This window comes from Frankia sp. CeD, from assembly GCF_000732115.1.
Classification (GTDB): Bacteria; Actinomycetota; Actinomycetes; order Frankiales; family Frankiaceae; genus Frankia; species Frankia casuarinae.
The window spans coordinates 170,328-185,544 of record NZ_JPGU01000001.1 but is presented as its reverse complement, the minus strand read 5'-3'; the positions used below and the strand labels follow the sequence as shown (position 1 = coordinate 185,544).

At 73.0% G+C, this 15,217-nt stretch carries 11 protein-coding genes and 1 pseudogene; 8 read left to right on the top strand and 4 right to left on the bottom strand.

Annotated elements, in window-relative coordinates; all coding sequences use genetic code 11:
• Nucleotides 1-295: 295 nt before the first annotated feature.
• The 6 genes from CED_RS00685 to CED_RS00660 all read left to right on the top strand — a co-directional run bounded on the left by CED_RS00685 (nt 296) and on the right by CED_RS00660 (nt 9,578).
• On the top strand, nt 296-2,089 hold the full coding sequence (locus CED_RS00685; RefSeq protein WP_235186832.1) for an adenine deaminase C-terminal domain-containing protein: 1,794 nt from the start codon (nt 296-298) through the stop codon (nt 2,087-2,089).
• 517 nt (nt 2,090-2,606) lie between these two features.
• Nucleotides 2,607-3,494, top strand: a complete 888-nt coding sequence (locus tag CED_RS00680) for a xanthine dehydrogenase family protein subunit M (protein ID WP_051868621.1) — start codon at nt 2,607-2,609, stop codon at nt 3,492-3,494.
• Complete coding sequence (locus CED_RS00675; RefSeq protein WP_035908143.1) at nt 3,491-4,081, top strand: (2Fe-2S)-binding protein; 591 nt, start codon at nt 3,491-3,493, stop codon at nt 4,079-4,081. The genes CED_RS00680 and CED_RS00675 overlap by 4 nt, the downstream gene beginning before the upstream one ends.
• Nucleotides 4,078-6,423 carry a xanthine dehydrogenase subunit D gene (pucD, locus tag CED_RS00670; RefSeq protein ID WP_035908142.1) on the top strand — a complete coding sequence of 782 codons (2,346 nt, stop codon included), beginning with the start codon at nt 4,078-4,080 and terminating at the stop codon, nt 6,421-6,423. The genes CED_RS00675 and pucD overlap by 4 nt, the downstream gene beginning before the upstream one ends.
• Nucleotides 6,420-7,781 (top strand): allantoinase AllB, encoded by a 1,362-nt coding sequence (gene allB / locus CED_RS00665; protein ID WP_011435292.1) that lies wholly within the window; start codon nt 6,420-6,422, stop codon nt 7,779-7,781. Before pucD ends, allB begins: the two co-directional genes overlap by 4 nt.
• A 246-nt stretch (nt 7,782-8,027) precedes the next feature.
• Complete coding sequence (locus CED_RS00660; protein WP_011435293.1) at nt 8,028-9,578, top strand: allantoicase; 1,551 nt, start codon at nt 8,028-8,030, stop codon at nt 9,576-9,578.
• A gap of 40 nt (nt 9,579-9,618) precedes the next feature.
• Here the strand turns inward: CED_RS00660 and CED_RS00655 are convergent.
• A pseudogene (locus tag CED_RS00655) lies at nt 9,619-9,912 on the bottom strand (hypothetical protein); the annotation flags it as partial.
• Nucleotides 9,913-10,025: 113 nt separating this feature from the next.
• Here CED_RS00655 and uraH point away from each other — a divergent pair.
• Complete coding sequence (gene uraH / locus CED_RS00650) at nt 10,026-10,352, top strand: hydroxyisourate hydrolase (protein WP_035908296.1); 327 nt, start codon at nt 10,026-10,028, stop codon at nt 10,350-10,352.
• A gap of 23 nt (nt 10,353-10,375) precedes the next feature.
• On the opposite strand, the gene CED_RS00645 is transcribed toward uraH, so the two are convergent.
• Together CED_RS00645 and CED_RS00640 are read right to left on the bottom strand one after the other, a co-directional pair.
• Nucleotides 10,376-11,719 (bottom strand): aldolase/citrate lyase family protein, encoded by a 1,344-nt coding sequence (locus CED_RS00645; protein ID WP_035908139.1) that lies wholly within the window; start codon nt 11,717-11,719, stop codon nt 10,376-10,378.
• Nucleotides 11,720-12,069: 350 nt separating this feature from the next.
• Complete coding sequence (locus CED_RS00640; protein WP_035908294.1) at nt 12,070-13,581, bottom strand: 8-oxoguanine deaminase; 1,512 nt, start codon at nt 13,579-13,581, stop codon at nt 12,070-12,072.
• 197 nt (nt 13,582-13,778) lie between these two features.
• Here CED_RS00640 and CED_RS00635 point away from each other — a divergent pair, with 197 nt between their 5' ends.
• Complete coding sequence (locus CED_RS00635) at nt 13,779-14,636, top strand: RNA methyltransferase (protein WP_035732640.1); 858 nt, start codon at nt 13,779-13,781, stop codon at nt 14,634-14,636.
• A gap of 10 nt (nt 14,637-14,646) precedes the next feature.
• Here CED_RS00635 and CED_RS25845 read toward each other — a convergent pair whose 3' ends face one another.
• The gene (locus CED_RS25845) at nt 14,647-15,186 is read right to left on the bottom strand and encodes a DUF2752 domain-containing protein (protein WP_035908291.1); all 540 of its coding nucleotides are present in this window, start codon (nt 15,184-15,186) and stop codon (nt 14,647-14,649) included.
• Nucleotides 15,187-15,217: the final 31 nt, after the last annotated feature.

Below are 15,217 nucleotides of genomic sequence, written 5' to 3'. Positions count from 1 at the left end.
GTCGGCATGATCGCCGGGATCGTCGTGTTCTTCCCGTCCCTGGTCAACATGGTGTTCCACCCGCGTTACCGGCTGGCTCCGGCGCATGGTGGGTAATGACACGTGGCAAACAACAATCACGCCATCGCCGCCCTCCCGGCGGGTGGTGCCGGTCCGCCGACTCCGGGGACACCCGGCTTGTCTTGGAGTAAAGGAAGTAATGGGGGTGATTTCGCCGTTGGTCATACGTGATCCCGTTCCGGGCGTGCCGCCATCGGATGCAGACTCGGTGCTGACCGGCAGACGAGAGGCCGCCATGAACGCCGAACGCTCCAGCCGGGGACCCCGACTGATGACGGTGTCCGGCGGGGCGTCCCAGCCGACCGTCTCCTCTGCCACGCCCCACCGATCGGCGACCCCGGCCCGCACGGCGGCGTCGGGCACGACCTCCTCCACCACCGCTCCCGCGGTCGACCCGCGTGATCCGGCGGCGGCTCCTGGTCCGACCGGGCAGGCACCCGTGGNCGGCGCGGACCTGCTGCGTCCGTCCGAGGCACAGCTCGCTCGACTGCGTCGGGTGGCCGCGGGTGAGGAGGAAGCCGACCTCGTCATACGCGGTGGGCTTGTCGTCGCCGTCCACAGCGGTGCCGTGGCTGCGCGGGACATCCTGATCGTGGGGTGCTACATCGCCGCGGTCACGAAGCCGGGAACGTTGGCGGGTCGGCGCTCGCTCGACGCCGCCGGCAGATTCGTCCTGCCGGCCTATGTCGACGCCGGCCTGCGTGTCGAGGAGACGCTGCTCACTCCGGGGGAACTGGCTCGCCTGATCGTCCCGCGGGGAACCGTCACCCTGGTGACCGACCCGGCCGTCCTGGTCGCGCTGGGCGGTCTGCGCGGTGTGGATCTGGTGACGGGATCCTCGACCCCGTTGCGGGTGCTGGTCCGAGCGGGGCAGGTGCCCGGGAGGCAGGTCCCCGGGACCGGGGCGCCCGCAGCCCCGGTCGTCGAGGTGCCTCCGATACCGCCCGCCTCCGCGCTGACCGCGCTGTCCTCGGTAGGGGCGGCGCCCGTCAAGTCGTCCGCCACGGAGGCCGGCGGTCTGCTGTGGGCGGCCGGCAGCGGGGCCGAGCCGGTCCGGGGCAGGGCCAGATCGGTCGCGGAGCTTGCCACGGTCGGGCATCTCGATCACGACGTGCGACTCGCGGTCGGTCGGGGGATGGGCCAGATCGACGCCATCCGGCGGTTCTCCCTGCTCCCCGCCCGCAGGCACGATCTGGAACCCACCCTGGGGTCAATCGCGCCCACCCGCTTCGCTGATCTCCAGGTCGTCTCCTCCCTGGCCGGAACCGCGCCGCCCGACGTGGTGGTGGCGGGTGGCCGGATCGCCGCGGAATGCGGCCGACCCCTGTTCGACAACCTCGACATCTCGCCCGCCTGGGCCACCAGCCGGACACGACTCCCGGCGAACCTGCACGCCGGCTCCTTCACATCACTCGGCCTGCGACGGTCCCACCGGCAGGATGCCAGTGTGGTCGTGGTGAGCGTCGATCCCCCCCGCGACCCGGGGACGGCGCCGCCCGTCGGTGGACCAGCGCGGGCGTTGCGGATGACCGGGACGGGCCAGGTCTCCGGCCTCTCCCACCCGCGTGGACTCCGTACCGTGCGGGTGGAACCCACCCTGCGGGACGGCTGGGCGGTAGCCGATCCGTCTCGGGACCTTCTCAAGATCGCAATTTTCGGTCGGGACGGCTCCTCGGACGAGATCGACGTCGGGCTGCTCCGCGGGTGCGGGCTGACCCGGGGCGCGCTCGCGGTCACGACGGCGGAGCCGCCGGGGCATCTGATCGTCGTCGGGGCGCGGGACGACGACATGGTGACCGCCGCTCGGGCCCTCGAGGGCATGGGCGGGGGCTACGTGGTGGTCGACCAGGGCTGGGTGCGGGCGGCGTGCGCGCTGCCCCTGCTCGGGGTGATGAGTGACGCACCCTGGGAGGCGGTGCTGGGAGAGCTGGCCGCGGTGGACACGGCCGCAGCCGATCTCGGCTGCCGGCTGCCGTTCCCGCTGCGCACGCTGGCCGGATGGGGCTGCGCCCTCTACACCCGGCCCTGACCTCCACACCCGGCCCTGACCGGCGTCGCTGGATCAGCGGGCGCTCCGGGGCCCAGGGCGGGGAGCGTGGTGCACTCACCCGAGGCCACGAAGCGCCAGCCGTGCCGCAGCGCCGGGTCGATAGACGGCGCGACATGTCCACCTCAAACCTGTCGCATCCCTCTCCACAGTTCGCGCCAGCATCGGTAAGGTAACACTGGGTGACGTTGGGGGTGTTGGTCTGGGTCGGTGCGAGTGGAAGCTGGCGATAACACGGGTGAGATAGCGCAGGTGAGGTGATGAACGCTGCCGCCAAGCAAGATCAGAACTACGTCACTGAGCGTCTGTCTTGATGAACATCCACGTAACCTTCCGCCGTTATGGTCGGTTCTTATGCAGCGTTCGTCCGCCTGCCTGACCCCCGGATCGCCGGCTGGCTTCCCGCGTCATCCCCTCCCGCGCTTCCTTCCACTGGTCGGACCATTGGTCGGATCGGGCGGGGGAGGCCGCTGTGACGACTAGCGGTGCGACGGCCGTCATGTTCCGTCCACGTACGGTAGGGGAGGCAGTGGAGATGCTGGCGACCGCCCATGACGCTGGCAGGGCGGTCGATCTGCTGGGCGGCGGCACCGATCTCGTCCCCGCCCTCCGGTCCGGCGAGCGTCGGCCGGGGGCGGTAGTCGCCCTGCGCCGGGTCCTGGAACTGCGGGTCCGCGGCGCCGGGGCGGATTCGCTCACCGTCGGTGCGGGCGTGACTTACACCGACCTCGCGGGCTGGTCACTGTCGCCCGGCCTCGCCCTCGCCGCCCGGGTGGTCGGTTCCGCGCAGATCCGCAACCTCGGCACGGTCGGTGGCGCGCTGGGCTCGGCACGTCCCACCGGTGACCTGCTCACCTTCCTCACCGCCGCCGACGCCGAGATCCTCGTGGCCTCGCCGCGCGGACCCGGCCGGATGACGCTGCCCGCGTTCCTCGCCGACGGGCTCGCCCCCGACGCCCTGGTCACCGCGGTAAGGCTGCCGCGGCCGGCCGGACCGCAGAGCTATCTCAAGATTGGGGGCAGGCAGGCCGCCTACCAGGCGTTGGTGTCGTGCGCCGTCCTCGTCGACCGGATGCGCCATCGACTGGCCTGCGCGATCGGGGGGGTGGGTCGGCTGCCGATCCGGATGACCGTCGCCGAGCGGTTCGCACACGACGCGGTGGACTGGTCCGCAGGGGCCGCGTCCTCGTCGGCGGCCCGCCGGTTCGGTGAGCTGGTAAGCGAGGCGGTCTCGCGGGTCGGGCCGGAGCTCGCGGCGGGNCCGCGGGNCTCCGCCGACTACCGCCGGCATGCTGCCGGCGTGCTGGCCGCCCGGGCGTTCACCCGATGCCTGGATGCCGCGGGGGCGCCGGTGGACCCCCGAGTCGAGCGGGACGTCCGGCCATGACCGCCCGTTTCGCGAGGGAAGTCCCGGCCGGACCGCCGGCCGGGTCGTCCTGGCCGGACGACGGCGTCGTCGCGCCATATCACCTCCATGTCGACGGCTTCCTGCACACGGTGGCCGGCGCCTGGATCGGGGACTCCCTGCTCACCGTCCTGCGGGACGTCATCGGGGTGACCTCGGTGAAGGACGCGTGTGAGCAGGGGCGCTGCGGTGCCTGCTCCGTTCTCCTGGACGGCCGGTTGGTGGCGTCCTGCACGGTGCTCGCCGCGGACGCCAACGACGCCCAGGTGAGCACCGTTGCCGGTCTGAGGACGGCGGGACCCGCCAGGGCCGTGCGGGCGGCGTTCCTCGAGGAGGGTGCCGTGCAGTGCGGCTTCTGCACCCCCGGGTTCGTGGTCGCGGTGACGGACCTGCTCACCCGGCGGCCGGATGCGGACGAGGAGGAGATCAGGGAATCGCTGGCCGGCAACATCTGCCGGTGCACGGGTTACGGCCGGATACTCGCTGCCATCAGAACAGTGCAGGCTGAGCGGGGCACCCTACTTTCGGGGGATGCACCTGCTCCGCCCCACCGGGGGGTGGGGCGATGAGTCTGGGNATCGGTCGTCCGGTGCGTCGTCCGGATGGGCCGGACAAGGTGACCGGCAGCTTCTTCTACGTTGGTGATCTGCGTGTTCCGGGGATGGTGCACGCCCGCACCCTGCGATCGCCCCATGCCCGGGCGCGGATCCGGCGCGTCGACGTCGACGCCGCGCGCCGGCTGCCCGGCGTCGTGGGGATGGTGACCGCCGCCGACGTCCCCGGCATGGCCACCTACGGGCTGATCGTCGCCGACCAGCCGGTGTTCGCCGCGACCGAGGTTCGGTACGCAGGGGAGCCGGTCGCCGCCNTGGCCGCGGTTGACGTCCGGACCGCGCGCCGGGCGCTCGCCGCGATCGAGGTGGACTACGAGCCGCTGGCACCTTCGACCGACCCCGACCGGGTATGGCAGCCGGATGCCGAGCCGCTGCATCCGGCGGGCAACCTGTACCGCGAGATCGAGCTGCGCCACGGGGATCCCGACGCGCTCGGCCCGGTGGTGGTCGAGGACCAGTACCTCGTCGGGATGCAGGACCAGGCGTTTCTCGCTCCCGAGGCGGCCCTGGCGATGCCGGCCGCCGATGGTGGGGTGGACCTGCGGGTGGCGACCCAGTGGCTGCATTCGGACCGGGAGCAGATCGCGGCCTGCCTCGGTCTCCCGGAGGAGCTCGTCCGTCTCACCCTGGCCGGTGTGGGGGGTGCCTTCGGCGGCCGGGAGGACGTCACCCTTCAGATCCACGGCGCCCTGCTCGCCCGGGCTACGGGGCTTCCGGTGCGGATCGCCTACGACCGGGTTGAGTCCTTCCTGGGCCATCCGCACCGGCATCCGGCCCGGATGTGGTTCCAGCACAGCGCCACCGCCGACGGAAACCTGGTCAGCGTGCGGGCACGGCTGGTGCTGGATGGCGGTGCCTACGCGTCGTCCTCGCCGGCGGTGCTGGCGAACGCGGTCACCCATGCCGCGGGTCCGTACCGGGTCCCGAACGCCCACCTGCACGGAGTCGTCGTGCGGACCAACAACCCCCCGTGCGGCGCCATGCGGGGGTTCGGGGTGCCGCAGGTGACCATCGGTCACGAGGCCCAGATGGACCGGCTGGCCGACGCCCTCGGCATGGATCCGGTGGACCTGCGCGTCCGCAATGCCGTCCGACCGGGGGATGTGCTGCCCACCGGTCAGGTGATGGGCGCACCGCTGCCGGCGCGGGAGGTCATCGAGGCGGTGGCCTCGCGTCCGCTCCCGCCGGCGATGCCGGCGAACGTCGCGGTGACCGCGTTGCCCGGCGGCCGACCGGCCGCGGCCGAACCGAGCCGGGTCCGTCGGGGGGTCGGCTACGCCCTGGCCTACAAGAACCTGCTCTTCTCGGAGGGCATGGACGACTCCTCCGTCGCCCGTGCCCGCCTGGAGCTGGCTGAGGACGGAACGGTACGGGTCCGGCTGCACAGCGCGTGCGCCGAGGTGGGCCAGGGGTTTGTGACGATCGCGGGGCAGATCGCCCGCACCGAGCTCGGCGTCGAACAGGTCGTGTTGGCGCCCGCGGACACCGCGGTCGGCAGTGCCGGATCGACCAGCGCGTCCCGGCAGACCTGGATGAGCGGAGGCGCCGTGCGCGGAGCCTGCGCCGCGGTCGCCGATCGCCTGCTCGCCCGGGTCGCCCGCACCGCGGGGCTGCCCGCGGAGGTCGTCGAGGCACCTCGACGGACGCTGACCGTCAACGCCGGGGAGATCGTCGGGGTGGAGGCCGGGTTGCGGGTTCCGCTCGCCGAGGCGCTGGCCGACGGGCCGATCGAAGCGGAGTACACCTTCCACCACCGGCGTACCTCCGCGCTGGACGCCGACGGACAGGGCGATCCGCACGTGGCCTTCGCCGCCGCGGCGCACCGCGCGGTTGTCGATGTCGATGTCGACCTCGGTCTCGTGCGGGTCGTGTCGATGGCGCTGGCCCAGGACTGCGGTACGGTGCTCAACCCCCTGGCGCTGCGTGGTCAGGTCGAGGGGGGAACTGCCCAGGGGCTGGGCCTCGCCGTCATGGAGGAGCTGGTCACGGTGGACGGGGTGGTGGTCAATCCCACGTTTCACGACTATCTGCTGCCGACCATCGCCGACGTCCCGGACCTCGATTTCGTCGCCGTCACCCATCCGCAGCCGGATGCGCCCTACGGGGTGAAGGGCGTGGGGGAGGCGCCTACCTGTACCGCGACCCCGGCGATCATCGCGGCGATCCGGGTCGCCGTCGGACGGGATCTGCGGCGCGTTCCGGTGCGACCCGAGGACCTCGTCACCATCTCTCCGACGACCGCGCCTCCGACGACCGCGCCTCCGACGACGCCGGGACAAGGTGTTCCGGCGGCATGAACGAGCCCACCGCGGACGTTCTGCCGGAGCGGCCACAGGCGCTACGGTCACGGCGAGTCGTGCTGCCCGGGGGCGAGCGTCCGGCAGCCGTGCACGTCGCGGACGGCCGGATCGCCGCGATCACCGCCGCGGACGAGATCCCTCCCGGGACCCTGGTCACGGACCTCGGCGAGCTGGCTCTGCTTCCCGGCGTGGTCGACTCCCACGTGCACATCAACGAACCGGGGCGGACCGAGTGGGAGGGGTTCGCGACCGCGACCCGGGCCGCCGCGGCCGGTGGTGTCACCACGATCATCGACATGCCGCTGAATTCCGTTCCGCCGACGACCTCGCTCGCCGCCCTGGCCGCCAAACGTGCGGTGGCGGCCGGCCAGGTCGCCGTCGACGTCGGCTTCTGGGGCGGCATCATCGGCGCCGACGCCCGCAACCTCGATGATCTGGCCGCCCTGCACGGCGCCGGGGTCTTCGGATTCAAGGCCTTCCTGGCCCCGTCGGGGGTCGAGGAGTTCCCGCACGTCTCGATGGACGTCCTCGGGGCCGCCGCCCGGCGCACCGCCCGGATGGGGGCCCTCACCGTCGTGCACGCCGAGGCGCCCTCCGTTCTCGCCCTGGCACCTCCCACCGTGGGGCGGGCCTTCGCCAGCTGGTTGGCGTCGCGCCCGCCGGCCGCGGAGACCGAGGCCGTGGCCGCGCTGGCGGCGCTGTCCGCCGCCAGCGGTGCCCGCCTGCACGTGCTGCATCTGGCGGCGGCCGATGCCCTCGACGACGTGCTCGCGGCGCGGGACGCGGGGTTGCCGATGACGGTGGAGACGTGCCCGCACTACCTGACCTTCACGGCCGAGGAGGTCCCCGACGGAGCTACCGTCTTCAAGTGCGCACCTCCCATCCGGGACAGCAGGAATCTGGACCGGTTGTGGGACGGGGTGGCCCAGGGCCTGTTCGCCGGGATCGTCACTGATCATTCGCCGTCCACTCCCGCGTTGAAGCAGATCGACGCCGGTGATTTCGCGGCGGCGTGGGGTGGCATCGCGTCTGTCCAGATCGGGCTACCCGCGGTCTGGACTCAGGCCCGGGCGCGGGGGCACACCCTCACCGACGTCGTCGGTTGGATGTGCGCCGGACCGGCCGACCTGGTAGGACTGGCCGGCAAGGGGCGCATCGCGATCGGCGCTGACGCCGATCTGGTGATCTTCGACGCNGATGCGTCGTTCCTGGTGGAGCCCTCGATGCTGCGCCACCGCCACCCGCTCACCCCCTATGCCGGACGCGTGTTGAACGGGGTGGTGCTGGCGACCTATCTGCGGGGGCGGCGAGCGGACGGGGATCGTCCTCCGCGGGGGCGGCTATTAGAGAGGTAGGCATCACCCGGCCGGGCCGCGGGACCGTCCGGCGTACCGGAGCCCTCCCCACGGATGTGATCCGATGCACCCACCGACGCGGACCACTCCCGAGGGAGCAGGCCCGAAGTACGCTTTGCGCCCCGCTAACACGTCGTCCCGTCCTGACCTGATCCGGTCCGCACGGTGGTGACGGGCCGTGCGGCCACCCGACGACACGTGAACAGTCCGGTTTCGTACGGCTGGTTGACCCCGTGAAAGGACCCGATGAGCGACGCGCCCGACCTGACGAATCTTGTCGATCTCGCGGCGGCCCGTTTCGGCGGTACGGTCGTGGCCGTCAACGACGAGTTCTTCGCGTTCGCCGAACGGATGCTGCTGCCCGAACCGCCGATCGTGCGGCCGGGCGTGTTCACCGAACGGGGCCAGTGGACCGACGGTTGGGAGACCCGTCGGCGGCGGGATCTTCCCGGATCCGACTGGGCCATCATCCGGCTGGGCTCACCCGGCATCGCCCACGCGGTGACCGTGGACACCACCCACTTCACCGGCAACGCTCCCGGGGCCGTCGAGGTGCACGGCGCCACCCTGCCCGGGTATCCCTCCGCGGCGGAGGTCGCCGAGGAGTCCGTGGCCTGGGTCCCGCTGGTGCCGCGGACGCCGATCGTGCCGGACGCGGCCAACGTGTTGCCGGTGGCTGACCAGGGCCGGACCCGCATCACCCATCTGCGCCTGACCATCCACCCGGATGGCGGAGTCGCCCGGCTGCGCGTGCATGGCACGGTGGTGCCGGACCCCCGGATGTTCGACCGGGTGACCTCCGATCTCGCCGCCGCCTACCTGGGCGGTGTCGTGGTGGCCGCCAGCGACATGCACTACGGTGACCGCCATAACCTGAACGCCTCGGGTGAGGCCCGGGCGATGGGAGAGGGCTGGGAGACCCGCCGGCGCCGTGGGGACGGCCACGACTGGGCGGTGGTCCGGCTCGCGACGCAGGGCACGATCGTGCGGGCCGAGGTTGACACCCGGCACTTCCGCGGCAACGCGCCCCGGGCGGTGGCCCTCTGGGCGGCGGACAACCCCGACCTTCTCGACCCCGACGACGTCACCGCGATCACCGAGTGGTACCCGATGCTGCCGCGGACCCGGGTGCAGCCGAACACCCGTCACCTTTTCGATCTCGAGGTCCCGATCCAGGCCACCCACGTGCGGGTCGACGCGATACCCGACGGCGGGCTGGCGAGGCTGCGGCTCACCGGCGCTCCGACGCCCGTCGGGCGGGAGGCGCTCGCGATGCGCTGGTTCGACGCGTTGTCCCCGGACGCGGCTCGCGAGGAGCTGCTGGCCTGCTGCGAGTCCGAGGACTGGGCTGCGGCCGTGGCGGCCCGTCGGCCCTTCGGGACCCTCGCGGCCCTGCTGCCGGCAGCCGAGCAGGAATGGTGGAACCTGCCCGCATCGGCCTGGCTGGAGGCGTTCACCGCGCATCCCCGGATCGGGGAGCGCCCGGCCCACACGCCCGCCCCGCCCACCACGGCGAGGGCGACCGTGGTGTCCCTCGACGCCCCCCGACGGGAGCAGGCGGCGATGGACCAGGCGACGGCGGAAGTCAGGGCGGCCTTCGAGCAGGGAAACGCGGCCTACGAGGAGCGCTTCGGCTACATCTTCCTGGTCCGGGCGGCGGGCCGCGACGCGGAGGAGATGCTCGCTCTGCTGCGGGCACGGCTGGACAACGATCCCGCGGACGAGCTGCGCATCGCGGCCGGTCAGCAGGCTGAGATCACGGCCCTGCGCATCAGGCGCCTGATCACCGGCGCCTGATCACCGGCGCCTAGGTCGAACGACCGTGGCACAATACTGTTCATCTTTGCTGCCAGGCGGTGATGAGTTCGGCTGGGCCGTAGGATGCGGCGAGACCGGTGGCCGCAACTCCGCTGCGGCTGATGGCGACCAATGGCAGCGGAAGGTTCGTGAGCGCCGCCCGGTGTTTCCGCAGTGCCGCCAGGTCGTGGTCATCGAACGGTGCGCGTTCCAGCCATGTGACGGAGCCGAGGAAGTACAGCTCCTTGGCGACCGGTTCCCGGTCGGTGCCGACGACGTCGATCTCGACAGTGTTGGAGCGGTTCCAGTAGGCGCCGACAGCCGGGGGTACCGGCGTATCCACCACGGTCGACCAGGAGCGGTGTGGTGCGATGGTCAGCCCGGATGGTGGGATGGTCGAGGCCCGACCCGGGCCGCGGCGACGGAGGACGCGACCGAGGAGGCGTGGTGAGTCTGTCCNCCCATGTCCTGGACACGGCCACGGGGCGGCCAGCCGCCGGGCTGCCGCTCCGGTTGGAACGGGCGGTGCGTACCCTTGACGGCACGACCACGGGCTGGATCGCGGTCACCGAGGCCGTCACCGACGACGACGGCCGGGTGGCGGATCTGCCGGCGACCATCCCAGGCCCCTGGCGGCTCGTCTTCGACACCGCGAGCCGCTCGGCGTTCTTTCCCGAGGTGACCATCGCGTTCGTGATCGAGGACCCGGCGGGTCATCATCACGTCCCGCTGCTGCTCGCTCCGTTCGGTTATTCGACCTATCGGGGGAGCTGACCCGCCCTGGATGGCGGGTGTCGTCAACCCGCGGCGACCGGTCTGCCGCCGAAGCGGTTGACCGTCACCCGGTCGAGACCAGCCGCGGTCAGGCTCGCGTCGTCCAGCAGGCCGGCGTCGAGCGCCCGCAGGACGTGCCCGGCGAGCGCGCGGCCGGTGGCCGGCTCGTCGGCGACCGCTCCCGGATGCCGGGCGGTGGCGTACGTGGTGGCGTACGCGGTGGCATAGGAGGAAAGCCGGCCCAGCGCCTCGTCGAGCCCGGCCAGCAGGCAGCCGGCCACCGCCGCGTGCCGGCTCACCAACTGACCCGGATGCAGATCCCAGCCCTGGTAGATGCCCCGGTACCAGGCGCGGCGCACCAGTTCGGCGTGCCGCCGCCAGGCCCGGTGGACACCTCGGCCCGCCGTGTCCTCGACAGTTGCGGTGCCCTCCGTAGTTGCGGTGCCCTCCGTCGCGTCCGTCGGGCTCTCGATCGGCAGCAGGTTCGAGGACCCGTCCGCGACCCGGATTCCGGTGCCGGCGGTGACGAGCTGCATCAGCGTGGTGGCGTACTCCACCGCCGGATGGTCGCTGGCCTGGTGCGCGGCGGTGATGCCGAGAGCCGCCGAGTAGTCGTAGGTGCCGACGTGCAGCCCGACGAGGCGTCCAGGGCCCAGTGCAAGACCGGTCTCGACCAGCGCCGGCAGGGCGAGAACCGCGGCCGGGGTCTCCACCTGCACCTCGAAGGGCACCGGGGCGATGTCGAGGCGTTGCTCTAGTTCGGCGAGCAGATCGGCGAAGACCGCGACCTGCGCGGCGGCGCTCACCTTGGGCAGGGTCAGCACCAACCCGGCGGGTGGGCCGTCGTCGCCGGCCAGCGCCGTGAGGAAGAGGTCCAGGCTGCGCAGTCCCCGGTCCCGGAGGGCCGGGTCCAGCGACTTCATCCGCAGGCCGTAGGACGCGGGCAGGGCGTCCGCCGCCGCGGCGGCGCGCAGGGCGACGGCCGCCGCGACGGCGTCGGCGTCCTCGGTGTCGTCCATCCGGACGCCGTAGCCGTCCTCCAGGTCGATCCGCAGATCCTGCAGCGGTTCAACGGTCAGCGCGTGCAGCACGTGTGCGTGGACCGGCTCGGCGATGACCGGGTCCGGGTCGCCCCCGGTGGCGGCGGCGAGCCTGGCCGGGTCGGTGCCGCGGGCGGCCAGGAGCTCCCGGGCTGCCTCCCCCCAGGCCAGCACAATGTCCGGGCGCATCCGGTCGGCGGGCAGGTAGCAGGTGTGCACCGGCTGGCGGGTTCCCGGATCACCGGGATGACGAGCGATGACCGCCGTATCGATCGGTGCGAGCGCGGCGGTCAGACGGGCGACGACATCGGTCGGCAACGTCGGCATGCCCCCAGTGTCGGCCTCACGTACACCGCCGGATACCTCCCCCGGCGGGATGCCCCTGTCCGCTTCTACAGCTGCACGCCCACGCGGACGGCGAAGGCGCGCAGTTCATCCGGCCCGCGGCCGCCCTGGTCCTGGACCGGTCGAGGCCGCCGCCGGTGCGATGCGCACCGATCGGGGGGGTCGATACGCGGCACCGGCGGCGGCTGCTGGGGGGTGACGTCCCGGCGGGNGTCGCCGGAACGCCATCGCCGGGGCCGAACGGGTGACGTCGCCAACCGACCCGGACTGGCCCATTGCTTTGTATCAAACACCTCGCGGAGGTATCCCACCAGGGTCGGTCCCGTCGGCGTTCACCGGGCCCCGGCCGCCCTGGCTCCCGTCGTACCCGCGGCCCGCCCGGCGCCGGGAGCGGTTCCGGCATCAGCGATGCCGGCATCGTCAAAGGCTGCCTGCATGCCGGCGGCGAGCTCGCGGTGGCGGGCGAGCATCGCCGACAGGTCGGGATGCACCGGATGGCCGTCCAGGACGNCCGCGCGACCCGCGACCACCGTGTGGCGGGCCGCGACCGGGCCGCAGCGCAGCCACGCCTCGACGGGATCGGACAGCGCCCCGGCGAAGCCGACCCCGTCGAGGGGCCATGCCACCAGATCGCCCACCGCCCCGACGGACAGCTCGCCGATCTTCCCGGCCCGGCCGAGGCAGCCGGCCCCGCCCCGAGTGGCGATCTCCAGCGCGTCCCGGGCCGACATCGCCGCGGCGCCGTGCCGCAGCCGCCCGAGCAGCATCGCCGTGCGGGCCTCCAGCCACAGCGACGCCGAGTCCGCCGACGCCGAGCCGTCACAGCCCAGTCCCACCGGTNCCCCCGCCGCACGCAGCTCCGCGACCGGGGCGAGCCCACCGCCGAGGATCATGTTGCTGCTCGGGCAGTGCGCGACCCCGGTGCCCCAGGCGCCCAGCCGGGCCACCTCGGCGGGGTTCGGGCGGATGCAGTGCGCCACCCAGGCCCGGTCGCCGCCCCAGCCGACCTCGGCGAACTGGTCGATGGGACGCCGGCCGAACCGCGCGAGGCAGTACTCGTCCTCCTCGGGGTCCTCGGCGAGATGCGTGTGCAGCCGCACGTCGAGCGACTCGGCGAGCTCCGCCGTGGCCCGCATCAGCTCCGGGCTGACCGAGAACGGTGAGCAGGGCGCCAGGGCGATCCGCACCATGGCGCCCGGCGAGGGGTCGTGATGGCGGGCCACCAGCCGGGCCGACTCGGCGAGGATCTCGTCGTCGTCCTGCACCACCGAGTCGGGCGGCAGTCCGCCGTCCTTCACCGACAGCGACATCGATCCGCGGCTGGGATGGAAGCGCATGCCCAGCGCCGTCGCCGCGGCGATCTCGGCGGAGACGAGGTCTCCGCCCCCGCGCGGATGCACATACAGGTGGNCCGTGGTCGTCGTGCAACCGCCGAGGGCGAGCTCGGTGAGCCCGACGTAGGCGGAGACGTGCACGGCCTCCTCGTCCAGCCGGGACCACAGCGGGTACAGGGTCGACAGCCAGGTGAACAGCGTGCCGTTCAGGGCCGGAGCGAACGCGCGGGTGAGGTTCTGGTACATGTGGTGATGCGTGTTCACCAGGCCGGGAGTGATCAGGCAGCCGTCCGCCCGCAACGTGCGCACGGCGGGAGGCGGTGGCTCGTCGGGACCGCCGAGGGCGCTGACCAGGCCGTTCGTCACTGCGATCCACCCGCCGCGGATCTCCCGGCGGTCGGCGTCCACCGTCGCGACCAGTTCGGCGCCGACGACGACCAGGTCGGCGGGAACGGGAACGGCGACGGGACGGGAGACGGCGGGCGTGGCGGACGTGGGCATGGCGGGCATGGCGGACGTCAGCGTGGGGGCCTTCTGCGGATCGGCCATGGCCGCTGATTCTGCGGCCGGCACGTTACGGTCGGGTGAAGCGTCCGTGCCCGGGAGGTCGTGGCGTGCCAGGTGACGTGAGCAGGTGTGCGGGGTCGGCTGGCGGGCCGGTCGGCGTGACGGTCGGCGTGACGGTCGTGGCCACCCCACCAGTCATCATGATCGACGATTCGGGTGATCCCCGGGTCGACGACTACATCTCGTTGACCGACGTCGCGCTGCGCCGTCGGCGGGAGCCGGCCGACGGGCTGTTCATCGCCGAGGGTGAACGAGTGATAACCAGGGCGCTGCGGGCCGGCTACCGGCCGCGCTCGGTCCTGGTCTCGCCGGCGCGCCTGGCGGCCGTGCCCGCGGACCTCGGCGTTGACGTCCCGGTGTACGTCGCGGGACCCGACGTGCTCGCGGCGATCACCGGCTTCGAGGTGCATCGGGGGGCGCTTGCGGCGATGGGCCGCCAGCCGCCCCGCGCCGCCGCCGACCTCCTGGTCGATGCCCGGCGGGTACTGGTGTGTGAGGACATCGTGAGCCACACCAACCTGGGGGCGATTTTCCGTTCGGCCGCGGGACTCGGGATGGACGCGGTGCTCCTGAGCCCGCGCTGCGCCGATCCGCTCTACCGGCGTTCCGTGCGGGTGTCGATGGGGGAGGTGTTCGCCGTCCCCTACGCCCGGCTCGAACCCTGGCCGGAGGCCCTTGGTCTGCTGCGGGATGCCGGGTTCACGCTGCTGGCGCTGACTCCGGCGGCGGACGCCGAGGATCTTGGCTCCTTCGCGGCCGGACTCACCCCCCGCGCCGCGCCCGCGCTTGCACCTGCGCCCGCACCTGCGCCCGCACCTGCGCCGGTGCCGGCGGCGGCCCGGGTCGCGCTGCTGCTGGGCACGGAGGGCGCCGGGCTGTCGGCGGCGGCACAGGCCGCGGCGACGGCCCGGGTCCGGATTCCGATGGCGCACGGGGTCGACTCGCTGAACGTCGCGGCGACCGCCGCCATCGCCTGCTACCTGCTGGGCCGCCGTTGAGCCGCCGGGTTCAGGATGCGAGCCAGCGGCAGCCGGGCAACGGCAGGTTCCGCAGCACCCAGAAGGCGATGATCAGTATCGGAACGGCGGGAAGCAGGCGGGNCGGNACCCNGGGNAACGGGNGGNGCCNGCCGGCCGCCCNCGCCNCCGCCACGATCCAGCCGAACACCAGCATCGGGGCGGCGATGACGAAGTAGACGTTGTAGTCGGCCGCGGCCGCGAGGTGTCCGTGCAGGAGCTGGTGCAGGCCGCGGAGGGTGCCGCAACCAGGGCAGTCCAGGGACGTGGCCCACCGGAACGGGCACATAGGGTAGTGGCCCGGCTGGGCGGGGTCGACGAGGTACACCCGGCCGCAGACGCCGACGGCGGCTACACCGAGCACGGCGAAACCCGCCAACCGGGCCCGCGGTGACCAGACCCGGCCCGCGCCGATAATCGTCCCCGGGGTGCCCGGGGTGCCCGGGGTGCCCGGGGTGCCCGGGGTGCCCGGGGTGCCCGGGGTGCCCGGGGTGCCCGGGGTGCCCGGGGTGCCCGGGGTGCGCAGAGCCATGGCCGCGCCGGTCGGTTCCGACGCCGTGGGT

Excerpts from the sequence above, each read along its gene's own strand:
- CED_RS00675 (WP_035908143.1), top strand. The coding sequence starts at position 3,491 with ATGACCGCCCGTTTCGCGAGGGAAGTCCCGGCCGGACCGCCGGCCGGG.
- CED_RS00660 (WP_011435293.1), top strand. The coding sequence starts at position 8,028 with ATGAGCGACGCGCCCGACCTGACGAATCTTGTCGATCTCGCGGCGGCC.
- CED_RS00645 (WP_035908139.1), bottom strand. The coding sequence starts at position 11,719 with ATGCCGACGTTGCCGACCGATGTCGTCGCCCGTCTGACCGCCGCGCTC.
- CED_RS00635 (WP_035732640.1), top strand. The coding sequence starts at position 13,779 with ATGATCGACGATTCGGGTGATCCCCGGGTCGACGACTACATCTCGTTG.